The sequence below is a fragment of the Arcanobacterium phocae genome (assembly GCF_900105865.1).
GTDB classification, from domain to species: Bacteria; Actinomycetota; Actinomycetes; order Actinomycetales; family Actinomycetaceae; genus Arcanobacterium; species Arcanobacterium phocae.
Genome location: NZ_LT629804.1, coordinates 17,250 through 34,734 on the forward strand (window position 1 = coordinate 17,250; position 17,485 = coordinate 34,734).

16 protein-coding genes and 1 tRNA gene are annotated in these 17,485 nt (G+C 49.8%); 9 read left to right on the forward strand and 8 right to left on the reverse strand.

Features of this window, described 5'->3' with window-relative positions; translation table 11 throughout:
* Positions 1-9: 9 nt before the first annotated feature.
* On the reverse strand, positions 10-2,565 hold the full coding sequence (locus BLT51_RS00055; RefSeq protein WP_231943952.1) for an NAD-dependent DNA ligase LigA: 2,556 nt from the start codon (positions 2,563-2,565) through the stop codon (positions 10-12).
* Positions 2,566-2,579: 14 nt separating this feature from the next.
* On the opposite strand from BLT51_RS00055, the gene BLT51_RS00060 reads away from it, so the two are divergent.
* The 5 genes from BLT51_RS00060 (at position 2,580) to BLT51_RS00080 (ending at position 8,093) form a co-directional block, all read left to right on the forward strand.
* Positions 2,580-3,752 (forward strand): sensor histidine kinase, encoded by a 1,173-nt coding sequence (locus tag BLT51_RS00060; RefSeq protein WP_091278412.1) that lies wholly within the window; start codon positions 2,580-2,582, stop codon positions 3,750-3,752.
* A 14-nt stretch (positions 3,753-3,766) separates the two neighbouring features.
* Complete coding sequence (locus BLT51_RS00065; protein ID WP_091278414.1) at positions 3,767-4,459, forward strand: response regulator; 693 nt, start codon at positions 3,767-3,769, stop codon at positions 4,457-4,459.
* A gap of 7 nt (positions 4,460-4,466) precedes the next feature.
* Positions 4,467-5,192, forward strand: coding sequence for an ABC transporter ATP-binding protein (locus tag BLT51_RS00070; RefSeq protein WP_091278417.1), 726 nt, complete (start codon positions 4,467-4,469; stop codon positions 5,190-5,192).
* 59 nt (positions 5,193-5,251) lie between these two features.
* A complete protein-coding gene (locus tag BLT51_RS00075; protein WP_172801272.1) occupies positions 5,252-7,723 on the forward strand; it encodes an ABC transporter permease in 2,472 nt (823 codons plus the stop codon).
* A gap of 124 nt (positions 7,724-7,847) precedes the next feature.
* Complete coding sequence (locus BLT51_RS00080) at positions 7,848-8,093, forward strand: WhiB family transcriptional regulator (protein WP_091278421.1); 246 nt, start codon at positions 7,848-7,850, stop codon at positions 8,091-8,093.
* Positions 8,094-8,146: 53 nt separating this feature from the next.
* Here the strand turns inward: BLT51_RS00080 and BLT51_RS00085 are convergent, their stop codons facing one another.
* Positions 8,147-9,571, reverse strand: coding sequence for a sensor histidine kinase (locus tag BLT51_RS00085; RefSeq protein WP_091278424.1), 1,425 nt, complete (start codon positions 9,569-9,571; stop codon positions 8,147-8,149).
* Between the two features lie 37 nt (positions 9,572-9,608).
* On the opposite strand from BLT51_RS00085, the gene BLT51_RS00090 reads away from it, so the two are divergent.
* The 4 genes from BLT51_RS00090 to BLT51_RS00105 are packed head-to-tail and all read left to right on the forward strand — an operon-like array spanning position 9,609 to position 12,120.
* Positions 9,609-10,100 carry a DUF2505 domain-containing protein gene (locus tag BLT51_RS00090; protein ID WP_157672829.1) on the forward strand — a complete coding sequence of 164 codons (492 nt, stop codon included), beginning with the start codon at positions 9,609-9,611 and terminating at the stop codon, positions 10,098-10,100.
* Between the two features lie 4 nt (positions 10,101-10,104).
* On the forward strand, positions 10,105-10,905 hold the full coding sequence (locus tag BLT51_RS00095; protein WP_091278429.1) for a thymidylate synthase: 801 nt from the start codon (positions 10,105-10,107) through the stop codon (positions 10,903-10,905).
* The gene (locus BLT51_RS00100) at positions 10,902-11,447 is read left to right on the forward strand and encodes a dihydrofolate reductase (protein ID WP_091278432.1); all 546 of its coding nucleotides are present in this window, start codon (positions 10,902-10,904) and stop codon (positions 11,445-11,447) included. Before BLT51_RS00095 ends, BLT51_RS00100 begins: the two co-directional genes overlap by 4 nt.
* 1 nt (position 11,448) lies before the next feature.
* Positions 11,449-12,120: an FMN-binding negative transcriptional regulator gene (locus BLT51_RS00105; RefSeq protein WP_091278435.1), complete on the forward strand. Its 672-nt coding sequence runs from the start codon at positions 11,449-11,451 to the stop codon at positions 12,118-12,120.
* 5 nt (positions 12,121-12,125) lie between these two features.
* Here the strand turns inward: BLT51_RS00105 and BLT51_RS00110 are convergent, their stop codons facing one another.
* The 6 genes from BLT51_RS00110 to BLT51_RS00135 all read right to left on the reverse strand — a co-directional run bounded on the left by BLT51_RS00110 (position 12,126) and on the right by BLT51_RS00135 (position 17,407).
* The gene (locus tag BLT51_RS00110; RefSeq protein WP_091278437.1) at positions 12,126-14,324 is read right to left on the reverse strand and encodes an FtsX-like permease family protein; all 2,199 of its coding nucleotides are present in this window, start codon (positions 14,322-14,324) and stop codon (positions 12,126-12,128) included.
* 3 nt (positions 14,325-14,327) lie between these two features.
* The gene (locus BLT51_RS00115) at positions 14,328-14,993 is read right to left on the reverse strand and encodes an ABC transporter ATP-binding protein (protein WP_091278440.1); all 666 of its coding nucleotides are present in this window, start codon (positions 14,991-14,993) and stop codon (positions 14,328-14,330) included.
* On the reverse strand, positions 14,981-15,514 hold the full coding sequence (locus BLT51_RS00120; RefSeq protein ID WP_091278443.1) for a PadR family transcriptional regulator: 534 nt from the start codon (positions 15,512-15,514) through the stop codon (positions 14,981-14,983). Before BLT51_RS00120 ends, BLT51_RS00115 begins: the two co-directional genes overlap by 13 nt.
* 139 nt (positions 15,515-15,653) lie before the next feature.
* Entirely contained in the window at positions 15,654-16,685 is a 1,032-nt protein-coding gene (locus BLT51_RS00125) for a lipid II:glycine glycyltransferase FemX (RefSeq protein WP_091278444.1), read from the reverse strand.
* Between the two features lie 86 nt (positions 16,686-16,771).
* Positions 16,772-17,212 carry a pyrimidine dimer DNA glycosylase/endonuclease V gene (locus BLT51_RS00130; protein ID WP_091278447.1) on the reverse strand — a complete coding sequence of 147 codons (441 nt, stop codon included), beginning with the start codon at positions 17,210-17,212 and terminating at the stop codon, positions 16,772-16,774.
* Between the two features lie 121 nt (positions 17,213-17,333).
* Positions 17,334-17,407: transfer RNA gene (locus tag BLT51_RS00135), tRNA-Met, on the reverse strand.
* Between the last annotated feature and the right edge of the window lie 78 nt (positions 17,408-17,485).

Here is a 17,485-nt window from a genome sequence, read left to right on the forward strand (position 1 = left end):
ACTCCAGCGTTAGTTTGTTGCCGGCATAACTCCAGTGGCGAGAAGTTCTTCGAACTGTTCTTCAGTCAGGATTGGAATCCCGAGTTCTTCGGCTTTAGCAGCTTTAGATCCAGCATTATCGCCGACGACGACGACGTCAGTTTTCTTCGATACCGATCCAGTTGCTTTACCACCGGCCGCGTTAATTGCTTCCTTTACACCATCGCGCGTGAAATTCGTCAGCGATCCGGTGGCAACGATTGTGAGGCCAGAAAGAGTTTGGGCAACCGCAGTGTGCTGTTCTTGTCGCACAAAATCAACACCAGCGTCCTGCCATCGGTCAACAATATTCAGATGCCACGGTTCCTCAAACCAGTTGAGGAATGACGAACCGATGATGTCTCCTACCCCATCGACGTCGGATAACTGGGCAAGGCTTGCTTGCCGCATGAGTGCTAGCGAATCGAATTCCTCCGCGAGCGCTTGGGATGCGACTGGGCCAACGTGCCGAATATTGAGAGCCACAATCTTGCGCCATAGGTCTTTGGTTTTCGCGGCTTCGAGTTGCTCAAGAATCATCAAAAGATTCTTGCCGGGTGCGGAAGGCTTACTGATCACTCGTTCGGTTCCCCGTCCGCTCCATTGAGGCTTAGTCCAAGCCGCACGCACATATTTCCAATCCCCAGTTGGTTCACCGGCGCGTTTGACTGGTTGCCAAACCCACACGTCTTTTACCTGCTCAGCGGTAAGATGGAACAAGTCCGCCTCAGTGTGCAAAACTGGGCGTTGCGCATGTGGAATACCAAGCTGGTCTAGCAGAGGTTCGGGAATGATATCTCGATGATCCACGATGGCACCATGGGAATCAACAATGCCGAAGTCGGCTAGTTTTTGGTTAGACAGTCGGATCGTATGCTGATGTCCCTGATCATCTTCAACCATGACGGCGCGCCCAGTGGCTAATGCCATTAATGCATCGGCACGGTTCTTGTCCGGGTTACACAACCAGGTTGCTGATTCTTCACCGAGACCTTCAATATCGAGTGCGCCGCGTGAACCGATATGGGCGACCCGTTGAGTCAATTGAGCTGGGCAGGACCGCTGGTTGGTACACCGCATGTCGACGTCGCCTTCAGTTATCGCGGCGATTGGTGCGCCGCAATCTGGGCACGTCGTTGGCATCACGAAATCAACTTCGGTGCCGTCCCGTTCACTTTCAATCGGGCCCACAACTTCTGGAATAATATCGCCAGCTTTGCGGACGACGACGACGTCACCAATCTTCACACCTTTACGGGCGACTTCCGACGGGTTATGCAATGTTGCTTGAGATACGGTAGAGCCGTCTACAAATACTGGGGTCATGACTGCATATGGGGTGACTCGCCCGGTGCGTCCTACTTGGACGCGAATGTCAAGTAACCGTGTTTGTACCTCGGTTGGCGGGAACTTGTAGGCTACGGCCCAGCGCGGAACGCGCGTGGTATATCCCAGCTGTTCTTGTATTGATCGATCGTCGATTTTGATCACTACGCCATCGAATTCAAAAGCTAACGAATCTCTCGCGTGCTGGTAAAAATCCAAGAATGCGTTAATTTCTTCAAGGGTGGACAACGTCTGAGTAACCTCAGAGACTGGCAGACCCCATTCTTTGAATGCCCGGTAGACGCCTTCTTGTCGGGAGAATGCGTCGGCCAACTCGTCACTAGCCCCTTGAATTTCTCCAATGCCATGAGCGATGAAGTCGAGCGAGCGCAAGGCAAGCGAGGAACTATCTTCTTGGCGCATCGTTCCTGATGCCGCGTTGCGCGGATTTACGAACTTCTTAATGTGTGCCTCGCGACGCTTCGTCGGAATTTCTGGTGTCCATTCTGATTGCGACAATTGAGCATTCTCTTGGCGAATACGTCGGTTGCGAGCCGCAATAGTTTTATTCGCCTGCGCGATCCGCTGATTCTTTTCATCAATCTGACCGTTTCGCTCATCGACCAACCGGTTATATTCTTCGAATGCACGAACCGGGAAAAAGACTTCCCCGCGTATTTCGATGAGAGCTGGCCAGTTATTGCCCTGCAAGTGATGCGGGATTGTGCTAATGGCACGTACGTTACGGGTAACGTCTTCTCCTGTCACACCATCACCGCGAGTAGCGGCGCGTTCAAGCTCACCGTTTCGATAGGTCAGATTCAACGCCAGCCCATCGATCTTCACCTCAGTAGTGAAGTGCGCCTGAGCAGGCAATTCTTGACTGACGTTAGCAAACCATTCTGCTAATTCTGCACGGGAAAAAACATCTTGCAAGGAATACATCCGTTGTATGTGAGTAACTGAGGGAAGTCCATTCCGCACCGGTTTGGCACCCACTTTCGTTGACGGCGAATCGGGAGACCATAACTGCGGGAAACGTTCTTCTAACTGACGTAGCTCACGCATCAACATATCGTAGGTAGCGTCTACCATTACTTGACCACCGCTGGAATAGTACACATCTTGAGCATGTAGTAGTTGGGGCGCTAGTACATGCCACCGCTTCTTGGCTTGATCAAAATTCTCCACGTCCACATATCCCATCGTATCGAAAAACACGTATCCTACATTGTATGACCATGGAAGAGTTTAATAGGTCCCCGAGTTTATCTGACACAGCTTTCGCTAGCTTTGTTGGGATAACTGGTTGTATCCCATTGTTAATCTCATATTCATCACTTTCACCTATTCAGATTGTCCAATTATGGCTCCTGAGTGTCAGTGGTGCCGCAATCGTCTCAGTTCGGCGATCCGATGCTAATCCGGCGAATATTATTTTCATTGTCTATTTATTATTTAGATGCCTATTTTACCCCAGTGCTTTGATGGCGTTAGATGTTATCGTACTTATCATGGTCTATTCCGCCAGCGTTCATGCTCGGTTAGCAATAGCAATCATAGTTATTTTATCTGCGTTGGGGGCTCTAGGACTATTATGGGTCCAATATTTGCCCCGCCACACGTGGCAAGACGCGACATTCTTTATTTGTCTTCTTGGCCTTGTAGGAACAACGGCATTGGCAGGTTTAGCCCGTCGTTCACAGCTCGATCAAGCTCTAAAATTTCAAGCAGCCCAAAACCTATTACAGCAAGAAACGATAGAAAATCAGCATGGCGCTGTCGTACGTGAACGTACTCGTATCGCACGGGATTTGCACGATATCGTTGCGCACACGTTAGGGGTAGTGATTGCACAAGCTGATGGCGGTCGTTATGCTGGACGCAAGAATCCAGAGCAAGCTTTGCACGCGCTAGACACAATTGCCGATATGAGTCGTGCTGCCTTAACCGATATTCGGTCGATTGTTGGTGTTTTACGTGAGCCCAGTGAAGACACCTCAGATTTGTCACCACAACCAGTTACTCATGACATTGATAGTTTGGTCTCTCGCGTTAAAGAGTCTGGATATAACATAGCGTTCATTCAGCTTGGTTCGATACACTCCCTACCAGCAGGAATCGGAAACGTGTTGTATCGTATCTGCCAAGAATCCGTTACTAATGCAATGAAGCATGGTGGCCCTCAAATCTCAATCGTGATTAAATTAGAATGGCATGAGACTGAAGTCACATTATCTGTCATAGATAATGGCCGCGGTGCTTCCGTTCCAAATGATGGAAAAGGTAACGGAATTATTGGCATGACTGAACGTGCAGCCCTCTTTGGTGGCACACTAGATGCGGGGGCACGTCCTGGTGGCGGTTTTATTGTGCGGGCAACAATCCCCTACGATAGAAAGCCCTAAGAAAGGAACCCACGGTGACAGAAAATAAGATTCGTGTTGGCCTCGTTGATGATATGGATCTCATGCGTTCTGGTCTGACGATGGTTATTGATTCGCTAGATGACATGCAAGTCGTACTTTCAGCAAGTGACGGCCAACAAGCCCTCAATCGGTTACAGTCTGTACCTGTGGATGTCATTCTCATGGACGTCAGGATGGAAGGTATGGACGGACTGACAGCGACGCGGCAAATTACTAGTACCAAACTTCCCACTGGAGTCGATCCAAAGATCATCATCTTGACTACGTTCGATGAAGATGACTACATGATGGAAGGAATTCGAGCCGGCGCCTCGGGGTTTCTCCTCAAAGATGCTCCAACTGAACGTATGATTGAGGCTATCCGAACAATATATCGTGGGGATGCAGTTATTGCCCCCTCCACTACTCGCCGGCTCGTTGATAGATTAGCAAGCGAAACATATCGGATACATGCGAGTTGTCCTGCAATCCTTGATGTTTTAACCGATCGGGAACGCGAGGTTTTCCATCTTATTGCTCGTGGACTAACAAATACTGAAATTGCGGAACGTTTATTTGTCGCTGAGGCGACAGTCAAAACTCACGTTACTCGTATTTTTGCCAAGCTAGGAGTTCGAGATCGAGTCCAAGCCGTTGTAGTAGCATACGAGGCTGGGATCGTTACTCCAGGACAAGGAGATCTCTAACTAACTAATGACTATTGCACAGCTAATCGACGTCTCGGTACATGCTCACATGACGCCACGAGATCGTGAAATAAAAAACGTTTCGATGTCATTCGAAAACGGAAAGTTCTCTGCTATCCTCGGCCCTAACGGATCTTCTAAATCACTGTTGATAGACGTCTTGGGTGGACTGTATCCAGTTCAACAAGGACAAGTTATTACCTGTGGCATAGATATTACTCAAAGCACCTCGCATGAACTGGCAGATCTTCGCAGTGGTGATGTCGCTTTTGTGTTCAGCCAGCATAACGTCGTCGACACGCTAACAATTAAAGAAAACATATTACTCGCACACACTATTTCATCGCTTCCGTACGATAAAGATCTCTACGACGATGTCGTCCATTCTTTTGGTTTACATCGAGAGTTGCAGTCCTATCCGCGAGAAAATAGTGCTGATGTCCTACAGCGCGTCGCCATTGCACGTGCGGTATTGAAGAATACAAAACTGATTTTGGCACAAGAACCAACACGTTTTTTACGGCATGAAGCATCAGAAATTGTGCTTGACAGTCTGCGGAGATGTAACCGCGAGTACAAGATTTCAATTGTTATGTCAACGCATAATAACTTTGCCGCATCGTATGCTGACCATGTTCATTTGTTTCTCGACGGAGAACCCACTGGAATGGTAGTTAATCCTTCCCTCGAGTCCCTTGCCTTCGCTCAGGAAACTAGCAACCGGCCAGAATAATGCTTAGTTTTGTATTTGAGCACGTTGTTGCATTTTGGCGATTGTATTTACTCCCTATTATGGTCATTCTGTTATCAACAGTGATGATCTTTATTGGACTAGCAGGACAAGAATACATTGAACAGTCGCAATCTCATTCTGCACGTAGTTCGCTGACTAATGCCGATATCATAGTTTATAACGATGAAATACCAGGTCATGAGTTCTTAACAGATGTTGAACGCCTTCCACAGGTGCGCTCTGCTCATTCACCCACACCATTGTGGGGAACAGTTATGAGCGCCTCTGGAGCAGCACACCTCAACATACTTAACGTCCCACCTAAATCACTACGGAATGAAGATTTCCATGAAGGTACCTACCCCACTGCAACGGACGAAATTGCGTTACCAGTTGATATTGCAACCAGCCTCGAAGTAACAGTAGGAGACGAAGTTTTACTTACTATTCCTAGTGTGGGAAAGCATGGGACATTGCGAAAGATGACCGTGCGGGGCTTGTATTCTTATAGTCCACTCAACGAGAACTTCCAGTCATTGTTTAATGCAATTGCTGGACTCGATATGCGAGAATTATGGGAAAACATTGATGGCAAACTCCCAATCGACGCAATGGGAGTATATGTTTTCAAAAAATCTGGCGTAACGCTAGAAGACCTTAAAGAATCATTGCTCAGTATCCCGGGAACGATTGTTATTACTCGCGAACAGACATATGAGCAGATACTAGCAGAAACTCAGCTCTACATAACAAACTTGCTTGGTCCAGGACACGGTATTTTGTTCCTACCGGCACTTGGCACCTTACTTACACTGTATTTCACTGGGCGGAAAATATTACGTTCACGAACGGATGATTATCGACTACTTATCACAATGGGGGCGACACAAAGTCATATCTTCTTGTTGGCGAGCCTACAACTAATACTAGTTGGTATTCTCACTGTTGCTGCCGGGATCCTCCTTGGGCATATCAGCGGCAAAGTTCTTCATGTCTTACTACAACTAATTCCTGGGTCTCGATTTCTTTCGCCATATTATCACCCATCACTGTTTACGAGTATCCAGGCGATATTAGTGATGCTAGGTATTTTATGTTTAGCCGCAATTCCCTGCGCATGGCAGATAACTGGCTCGCCTTTGTTTTACGACAATAAATCCAACATCGAAGCCTCGACACTAAAATTTGCCACTCGCCGACTAGCAGGAATCGTCATTATGACGACTCTGCTGGTGTTTTCAGCCGTTGCTAGTCGCCAAGAGACTGATTTTAGCCAGTGGACTTCGTATCTCGCGGCTGGTGCGCTTGTAACAATTGCCTTCTTCTGCGCTCTCGTGTTATTAGGTCAGCAAATAATACATACGGTCTTTCGTCAACAGCTATCGCAATCGCGAACTTCACTTACTCGTTGCGCAATAGTGAAACGTGCAGACATCTCAGATACCTACCGTAATTCTTTTTTCAGCTCTCGCCTGATCGTTTTGGGAGTTGGGATGTTGGTTGTTTTGGTGTCAACGCATGTTTCTTCTTCACACGTATTAGAGCATATCGCGGATAAGATAAATCCATTTGATGTGAGCGTTGTTAGCGACAAAAATTCCGGAACTGGACTAAACGATAGTGTCATCAACTCTGCTATCAAGCAACCAGGAGTAGCATCCCATCTTTCTGTCTATAATGCTGAGATAGATGCCTTAATGCCCGATTCTCCAGAAGATTCAATTAACCTCGAAGTCAGAGGATTTACTCGCTCTGATGCTGAGCACTACTTCAGTGAAGACGGAGGTGAAAACAAAGATATTCCGAGACAAGGGTCCATTCTTATGCCTCGAGATGTCATGCTTAACCTAGGAGTTTCAGAAGGAGATTCGTTATCAGTTACCGGCGATACTAACGAGGTACACCATCTAGATATACTTGAAAGTAGTGGCCCGTGGATCGTCATGGAATTATCTGATTTGCAATCGTTGCACTCTGCCACGATGATCAGTGAGTTATGGCTACGGGCAAATGCCACTAAACTGTATGATTTTTCGGCTTTTTTCATCGACTTCCGCACCTCTTTAGTGACAGATAATCTTACCGATGATTTCCGAGTCGATGCGGGTGTTACTCAAGATGTTCTTGCTACCGCTGAACGAGCCAATTGGGCCATTCCGATGTTATCGTTCCTCGTGTCTTATGTATTAATAGCCGCAATATCTGCTCGGCTATTGCTCACAGCTTTCCAACATGAACAGCAGTATTACGATACCCGTCTTTTATTGAGTCTAGGAGTGTCTTCAACGAGCATTAAACGCAACTACCTGACAGAAAGTCTTGGACTTGTTGTTATTGATACCTCTATCGGTATAGTTCTCGGCATCGTTGTAACGCCGATCATTTGGACCTACATATTGGGTGTCCATTATCATGAAACACTGAGGATACCAATATTCAGCATTGCCACCCTATTCTTCATAATTATTAGTTTTACTCTTCTTTTCTTATACATGCGGTCACTAATTCGTAAACCGCAGCGCCTCAGATAACACCTGAATGTGAGGTATCCCCAAACAGACGAACGTCACAGCGTTAGCTCTTTATTCTCGGTGGAAAAACTGCAAAAGTATGCATATACATGAACGGATAAATGTGGAAAGTAGATAGTACCCGATGGACTGGCGACATAACGCAGCATGCTTGGATGAGGATCCGGAACTATTTTTCCCGGTAGGAAGCTCCAGTGCAGCCTTAGCACAAGCTGAGCGAGCTAAGAATATCTGTCGTACCTGCACCGTCGTGGAGACCTGTCTGAAATGGGCACTAGACACAAATCAAGACGCTGGCGTGTGGGGTGCTCATTCAGAAGATGAGCGCCGGACACTAAAACGTCGCATCAATCGAGTTCATCGAGTTTGATAAACGTTAAAATAGTAAAATGGTGGAGCTTCTATGAATGCTCCACCATTTTACTATTGCATTAGCATCGTGATCGTTACGAGAGTCCCGCCACCATCAGCTGGCTCCCACGCGATCTTCCCATGAAGTTCAGACGAGACCATAGTTCGAACAATTTGCGTACCTAGACCCGATCCTGGGCCTTCTGGCCCGATCCCCACGCCGTCGTCACGAACCGTCACGATAAGTTCGTAACCATCCCGTAACGCATCAACACTGACGCTACCCCCGTTCGGTACCCCATGTTCTACTGCGTTGGAAATAATTTCGTTAAGGACCACCGATAAAGCAGCTGCTTCTTCAGCACGAATTAAACCAAAAGAACCAGTGAACGACGACGTAACTTCAACATCATTAACAGCGATGTCCACAGCCATCTTCAACACCGGAATGAATAGCTCGTCAAAATCAACTACTTCATTGATGGTTTGCGACAGCTGTTGGTGGACAAGCGCAATCGTAGATACCCGCCGTTGTGCTGTTTCCAACGCACTGCGGGTTTCTTCAGACGACGCACGACGTGCTTGCAGCCGCAATAGTGCTGAAACTGTCTGCAAGTTATTTTTTACCCGATGATGGATTTCTCGAATTGTCGCATCTTTCGTGATGAGTTGTTTTTCTTGCCGACGCAGTTCTGATACGTCACGGCAAAGAAGCATGGCGCCTAACCGCTTCCCTTCACTACGTAACGGCACCGCTCGCATCGATACCGTTACTGAATGAGTTTCGAGCTCAGCCATCCATGCAGCTCGGCCCATGAGAACAACCGGAAGCGACTCGTCAACCGTGGAGTAGTCATCAATTTTTTCGGTGACCAGTTCCGCCAAAACGCGATCGTGTAGCGGTTCATCCACACCGATTCGCCGGAAGTGGGAAACGGCATTGGGCGACGCAAAAAGGACAATTCCATCTTCGTTCAAATGTATGACACCATCTGACACGCGCGGTGTACCATGCCGATATCCCGAAGGAGCTTCGCTGTATGGAAACTCTCCAGTCGTAATCATCTGGGCAATATTTTCGGCAATGGAATCGTAATCATGCTGGACATGGGATAACAGCCGATCTGGATACAGTGCTTTAACAGAAACAACGACGGCGATATTGTGGTTACGATAGTTGACTGGGATGAACGTTGTTTCAACCTCATCATCACCCCAGGTAACGACCTCAGACACTGCTAAGGCCTCGTCAATACCGGGCAAATAGCTCCGTTCGGCCACTTCACCAACCACGTCTGCTTCGAAAAGGGTGGTAGCAGTTGCAGGACGTGCTTGCGCGGCAACTACCGGACCATCCGCTGTTGTGATTACAAGGAAGAGATCAGAAAAGAAAATATCGGCCAGTAATTGCCAGTCGCCGGTGAGCATGTGGAGCCATTCGCGCTGGTCGAAAGAAAGAGCAGTTCGTTGCTGAAGAATATTTGTTAGTGTAGGCACAGTTCAACAATAGAGCTAAATGGTGTTGAATAGGAGTATGAACATCACTCAAGATCTGCATTATGCTGGACCACTCGCCGACGTTTTACCTATTTTACGCTCAGAAGAACTGGCATTTCGCCGAATCCAAGAACTGGGAACCCCGGAATATACGTTCACTCACAATGAGGTGAACGGTAAACCAACTACAGAAACGACGGTCACGATTGATGCGGGCGAGCTTCCTGATCGCGCCGCAATGTTCGTGGGAAAATACGTTACTGCCACGGTTAAATCAGTGGAAACTGTAACATCGGCCGGAGCGCAGATCGATTACGCCTTATCAGCAAAACTTCCGGTCAAAGTGGCTGCACGAATGTTACTTGTTGACACCGGTGCTGTTACTGCCGGCCGGTTAGAAGTCCACCTCAATGTCACGATACCGTTTGCCGGCGCTATGATCGAGCGTAAAATCGCGGAAGAGATCCCAAAAATTTTAGCGAAAGATGTCAAGCTAGTAAATGAGCTCATTGTCAAAAAGCGGGGTTAAGCACATGAATAATAGACAATATGAAGACCTTTTGGCCGATGTCCTAGCCAACGGCACCCGCAAATCAGACCGTACTGGTACCGGAACTATTTCTGTTTTTGGCCGTCAGTTACGGTTTAATCTGGCTGAAGGCTTCCCCAGAATTACCACTAAATTTGTGGCAATGAAACCTATTAAGGGCGAACTGCTGTGGTTTTTGCGTGGCGATACAAATATTAGTTGGCTCCATGAACACGGCATCACCATCTGGGACGAATGGGCGGATGAGAACGGAGATCTAGGCCCTGTCTATGGCTATCAGTGGCGTTCGTGGCCCACGCCGGATGGCTCACATATTGACCAGATATCGCAGGTGATAGATCAGTTACGTAACACTCCTGATTCGCGGCGCATGATCGTCAGTGCCTGGAATGTCTCTGATCTGGACCAGATGGCACTCCAGCCGTGCCATGCTTTTTTCCAGTTTTATGTTGCCGACGGCAAGCTGTCTTGTCAGCTCTATCAACGCTCTGCGGATTTGTTCCTCGGGGTGCCATTTAATATCGCGTCATATGCCTTGCTCACTCACATGGTCGCACAGCAAGTTGGACTTGAGGTTGGCGATTTTGTGTGGACTGGTGGAGACTGCCATATTTACGTCAATCATCTAGACCAGGTTCGCGAACAAATTTCACGCGAACCGTACCCCTTCCCCACTCTGGAGTTACGCAAGGCACCAGATATTTTTAGTTACACCATGGATGATATTTCTGCCGCGAACGGCTACCAGCATCATCCCGCACTCACCGCACCGGTGGCAGTATGAAAATCGGCGCGATATGGGCACAAACCCGCAATGGTGCCATCGGGAAAAATGGTGATATTCCGTGGCATCTACCAGAAGACTTAGCACGATTCCGGGATCTAACAATGGGCTGTCCGGTGATTATGGGACGGGCAACGTGGGAGTCGTTACCACCACGCGTTCGGCCACTGCCGGGGCGAGCGAACATCGTGGTGACGCGCAATCCGTCCTATGCTACTCCGGGTGCACAGATTGCTGCTACGCCCCGTGAGGCGTTAACGCTCGCACGTACCCAGCCAGCAGATACCGCGTGGGTTATCGGCGGCGAACACCTCTACCGCGCGATGCTCGTCGACTGCGATTTCGCGGTCGTTACCCAGATAGATATTGACGTTCCCGACGCCGATGCGGTTGCGCCAGCAATCCCTCACGACTGGCACGAATATCGTTCACAGCAGTGCTCTTCGCGCGGCGGTTTAAGCTACCACGTGAGTGTTTACGTCTCCCCGTCCGCTACCGTCCCACTTCCTGCCATGACGCAATTTCTACCAGACGAGGCTTAACATGTACGTCGCCCATCAACATATGCTCGATCCAAAAGACGCCCTCACCTGCGCCAGTCAGACTGGAGTTGGCGAACTGATTACTACTGGCGAGCATGGTATTAATGCCACGCGGATTCCGTTCGTCGTCGTCGAAAAAGATGGACACAGCGTGATTCAAGCGCATCTGAACCGGGTTAATCCGCAAATTCACGATGCTGGCGAGGCACTGCTTATCGTCAACGCGGCGGATGCGCACGTGCCAGGCCATTATTTACCGCCAGAAAAGCCGGGGTCGGTGATGCCCACCGCGCCGAGTTGGGATTATGTGACGGTTCACATTCGCGGCTCGTTCCAGATTTTCGACGACGACGCCTGGAAACACGAGCATTGGGAAAAACTCGTTGCGCATCATGAGCCCGTGTGGACGATGGCTGATAGTCAACCGCATCGAATCAAGCGTGCCTATAGCGCCATCGTGGGAATGGAACTTGCCGTAACTGAGGTGGTTGGCAAAGCTAAACTCCACCAAAACCTGTCCTCGCCTGATTTAGCGAACCTGGCTGATTCTATGGAAGCAGGCGGCGCGGAGGAGGTTGCGCGCCTCATGCGCGATATTTCTATCCCGTGGGCTCAAGCCCGGGAGGCGCGCGTCGGCAAAGTACTAGATTTACGTGCCAAACACGAGTTCTAATCCCGTCACTCTTGTCTGTTTGTTGCTGGTTGGGTGATGCGGCGCATGGCCGGTGCCAACGCAACGATCGCGCTACCAGCAAGGATCAACGCGCAGACTAGGACTGCGAGGAGGAGCGGGTCGAAGGTCGCGTCGAGAGTTGAGGAGAATATCTGGAGCATCACCCAGGCAGTTCCGAACCCGAGCGAACCGGCAATAACCAGCATGGTGGTCAACGGTCCTACAGTTTCGATGAGCATCATGCGGGTAATATCTCTGGGCTGCATACCGCTTAGCCGGAGTGTGAGCAGGGAACGACGACGTTCAAGCAAACCAGCGTAGGTTGATACCAGCATCGAGATAACTGCGACGATAATTGTTCCGGCGATGCCAAAGTACACCAGATAGGTCAGTAAAATGATGGCGTCTACCCCAGCAAACGAGGATTTGTCACCAGCGGAGAAAATCCATATCGGATTTTCGTTGTTTTCTAACTGATGTGTACGTGCTAGTAGGGAACGGAACTGTTCCAGCTGGCTCGGGTCGCGAAGTTTTACCATCACCGTGTACTGAGTATGGTTGGTTGCCGCCCCGTATTTCGATCCCACCTGTTCCTCGAAATCCGCGAGATTAGCGGCAGTGACCTGTGCTTGTTCGTTGGTGCTCGATGCCCACAAATTAACACCAACCACGCCATCGGCACACGAAGATTCGATGTAATCATTGACCACCTGGCAGTCAAACACTGTCCAGGATCCAGCAACCAACGGGAAAACATGGCTGTGTTCGATGCTCGGTTCAGCGGTTAATAGTTCATTGAGGCGTTGTGCCGGTGCCTCGTCGTCGAAACCAAGAATGGCTGACGAACCGGGACGCAACGAGTGAACGGTTTGCGAGGCGCGGGCAAAAACATCGTCTGTTTGCGATACGGCGGTGAGGAAGAAGGAACCAGCAAACACTGCCAAGACAACACCAGCAACTGACCGCGAGATGCGTGAAGCGTGTGCTTGTACGTAGGTCAGGCCGATAATCGTCGGTGCAGAACGAGCCCAGCGAGCACTAAGCCGGGCGACACTATAAGTGAGCCATGGACTAGCGAGCACTAAGCCGATCATCATACCGATGACGGCTCCCATCAAGATATATGAGTCGTTAACAACGCCGGAATTATAGTCCACCACGGCATACTCGTAAGCGATCGCACCGATGCTCACTGCAAGTGGTATGAGCCGTAACCAATGCGGTTTGCGGGTGGTTGTTTGCCGGCGCATCACACCTAGTGGTGACACATGGATGTGGCGCATGCCCCAGCTGTGGGCGAGGACTACTAAGACAATTGTTGCGATGGCAACGCCGCCTGCTTGGAGCGGGGTAATAGCGAAGTTGTCTGCCCACAATCGCATACTGTCAATTCGGATAGCCGGAAAGATCGGGCGCACTGCCAGGAACAGCACAAGTCCAAGCACGTAGCCGACTACTGCACCAACCATCGCTTCCATCACGAGCATCCAAACGACTTGCCGGCTAGTAGCACCGACGAGCCGCAGGGCAGCATAGCGTTGTTCGCGTTGTACACTGCCGAGCGTGGCAGAGATAGAAATCAGCAGGAGGACTGGGAAGAGAATAACGATCAGACCGAGATACATGATGATAACGCTGACTTTGAGCGATTCTGGTGGGGCTTGGGAAAAATCAGAGATCACCACTCCGGTATCGCCGAGGTATGCGCCACGAATAACGAGTAGATCATCTGGTCCGGCTGTTAATTCGTGTGGCAGATTCCCGAGGTCAGTTGTGCCAAAGCGATCACGGAGTTCATATTCTGGATGGTCGTCCATGAGGGTTCGCACGCCCGCTGAAACCAGAAATTCTCCGGGAGCTGGCCACGTCAGACCGTAAAGCTCTGGGGCGTTCACGGTGGCCGAGGAATCGACTATGACGCCGCGGATTTCACTGGCGCCAACTTTCATCAGCGGATTGAAATCGTCCTTGGCTACCCGTACGGAATCGGCCGGATCGGGCGCGGGTCGCCCTCCTTCTTGAGCGTCCATTTCATCACCGATACTTCGTAGCCATAACGACGGCGACTCAACAGATAACGCATTATTAAATGACGCAGCCGTCAGCAAGAGCATCACACCAAGTGCTACTGCCCCGGCGATCAGCGCGAGGCGGCCCTTGGTGTGGGCGAGGGATGTGCGCAGAAGTGTCCACGATAGATGCATGGCTTAGCCCTCCAATAATCCGTCACGCACAACGACTTCTCGATCGGCATAGGCGGCGATCAATGGTTCATGGGTCACCATAACGACCGTCATTCCGGTTGTGCGGGCGATGTCCATAAACATCGTCATCACGGTTTCCGAGTTGAGCGAGTCGAGTGAGCCGGTGGGTTCGTCCGCAAAAAGGATGGACGGTTTCGGGCAGAGTGCCCTGGCAATAGCTACTCGTTGGGCTTCACCACCTGAGAGCTGGCCCGGAAGGGAGCTGGCATGCTCGAGTAGTCCAACGGTGTTTAACCATTTATCAGCCTCATAGTAGGCTTTGCTTTTGGATTTACCATCGAGCAGGAGTGGTACGGCAACGTTATCGCGGGCGGTGAGTTCGGGAACAAGCTGGGAAAATTGGAAGACAAAACCAAAATCGCGCCGGCGCAGTATCGTGCGTTCCGATTCACTCATGGTAGTGATCTCACGTTCCTTGAACCGGATTGTTCCCGAATCAGGTAGTTCAATTCCGGCTAGTGCGTGGAGCAAAGTGGATTTTCCAGAACCAGATGGGCCCATAATTGCGAGGGCTTCGCCGGCAGTAACATCGAGCGATATCCCGCGCATAGCGTGTGTTGTACCGTAGGTTTTGGTGAGGTTACGGGCGGTGAGAATTATTTCAGGCATAGTTCTTCCTTGAGTGTGTTGAGGCGGGCGGAGGCGAGTTCGATCCAGCGTAGGTCTGCCTCGATGTGGAATATTGCGTTGTCGAGAAGGAGTTTTTCTGCCATCGGCGCGTCTTTTTTGCGCCGAGTGAGCTCTCGCATCCGTTCAAGGTGGAGTTTGCGTTGAGCGCGCAGATATGGCCCGGCATCGCCATCGACGATGAGTGCGAGGACGGTTTTGCCATACATGGTTGCTTGGAGCGTTGGCGATGGCACTTCTGGGGTATTGAGCCATTCGACGACGGCGTCGCGGCCGGCTTGAGTTAAAGCGTATCTGGTGCGACTGGGGCCGTTGGATGCGCCGTCGTCGTCAACTTCGATAACTTTGGCGTCTCGCAAAAGGCGAGCCAAAGTGGAATAAACTTGGCCGGGTAGAATTGGCTTGTCGCCAGCAAAGAGCTGATCGTAGAGTTTTTTCAGCTCGTAACCGTAATTAGGTTCTTGGGTAAGTAAGCCAAGGAAAGCGTACTGGACTTCCACCAAACCCCCTATACACTGAGTGACTAGTTCTTCTATTCACTCAGTGTATAGCCGTCATGTTGAAACGTCAACCCACTATAAAAACAGCGACCTCCCCGGGCGCCTAAACGCATCCAGGGAGGCCACCGCCTCAAAACCGATATTAGCGGTTCAAAAAGTCATCATACTTCGCTTGATTCTTAACGACATCAAGCTCACCAATATACTCACGCAGCCCTTCTGAGCCACAGATTCGCTCTTTGAAATTGTATAGACCATTTTCTGGATCGACAGCGAAAATGCCGCCCATGTTATAGGTATGCATACCATCCTTCTTAGCCTGAACTAATGCGTTGTAGTTCATCTGGAAGCTTGGCCGAGTCTGCGTCATGTCATTAGATGAAGCAGCATATACGTAGTTAGCTGTGCCTGCGTAATTAACCATCAAGCAGCTAGCCAACGGCAAACCGCTTTCGTGCTCAGTAAGCCAAAGTTTAGTATCCGAGAACGAGCGCATCATCCGATCGAAATATTCGAGCGAGCGATGCTTGATCCCCTGACGCTTGGACATGATTTCGGTGAGGTCATAGAACTTATCCAGAACATCCGCGTAATCTGGCGAATCAACTGTCACGTAACGGCTCGAAACTCCACGCTTCTCCCCTTTACGCATCTTGTTACGCACACCGGAGGTAAAGGTCGCAAGCGGATCATCAAGATCAAGGTCACGCAGATCAAGTTTCATTTCCATGCGCGGGTTGGCGAAATCATGCGGATCAACTCCCCGCGAGCGCAGAATATATTGCGACTGCTCCCACAGGTCAACAAGCTCTTGATTCCACAACGCATATGAGCTAATTCGGAGCAAGAACGACCGCCGTGCTTGAAGTACTGGCTCAGCTTCACGAATCAGTTCTTCTACCAATGCACGATCTGAGAAATCACAGACCGGAGCGCCTGGCGCATACGTAAAGGAGGATTCACCGCCATCATTGGAAATAGATACAAGACTCATGGCTGCCTTGATGTTGCCGTTCTCATCCTCAAGATAGACGTAATCAGCATTCCAGGTGTTCTTGATCTTCGCCCACACAATACTCTGCATGAAGACGCCATAGGGACTGGAACTAACAAAGTCCTCGTATCGCTGTGATAGCGAAGCAAAATTCGGATCGTCATGATTAAAGGTAGGCATAATTGATCGAGCTCTCTTATAAGACTAGAAACCCATATTTGTGGATTTCATTCTACCACAGCACCAATTCACGCCATACAAGAGGGTCACTGTTTTTCCCAGGACTCCACATCACCGTCAACGATCACGAAAATGGGGTGGGCCTGAAAACTACCACTAACCCACGGTTCTTGAGTGAGCAATTCCGGTGCACGACGCTCAATCTTAGAACGCAACCACTGAGCTTCATAAGCTAACTGCCCAGAAGTAACCGGTATCTGAATGTCTGTCATTCTCTGCGGCGGAACAGTAACTTTGGTGACATCGAATGAGTACCCACGCCGACTAGCTTCCTCCTGCAGTCCAGCTAACCAAGCACCGATCGCAGCCATAGGATCGTCTTGGGCTCGGAATCTTTCAAGCTGCGGATGATGCCGATAACCTTTCGTTAACCCAGCGAGAACTTTTTGAGCCAACAACCCCTCACGCCATCCAGCAATGAGTGCTGCACGATCGAGCTGACTAGGATGAATACTCCACAACCGCATAATTTCTCCCAAAATAAAGTCCTAGCGCAAAACAAGGAGATCACTCCCCAGAATAACAAACTAGCCATTCAACACGGTAAAACAAAGGGACGGAATCTTAAAGATTCCGTCCCTTCACTAGTTGCGGGACCAGGATTTGAACCTGGGACCTCCGGGTTATGAGCCCGGCGAGCTACCGAACTGCTCCACCCCGCGTCGGTAGTTACTAGCTTATTGCCCATCAGGACCTAGGTCAACATGGGAGACGGTGCCATACCTCACGTCACTAAAAAA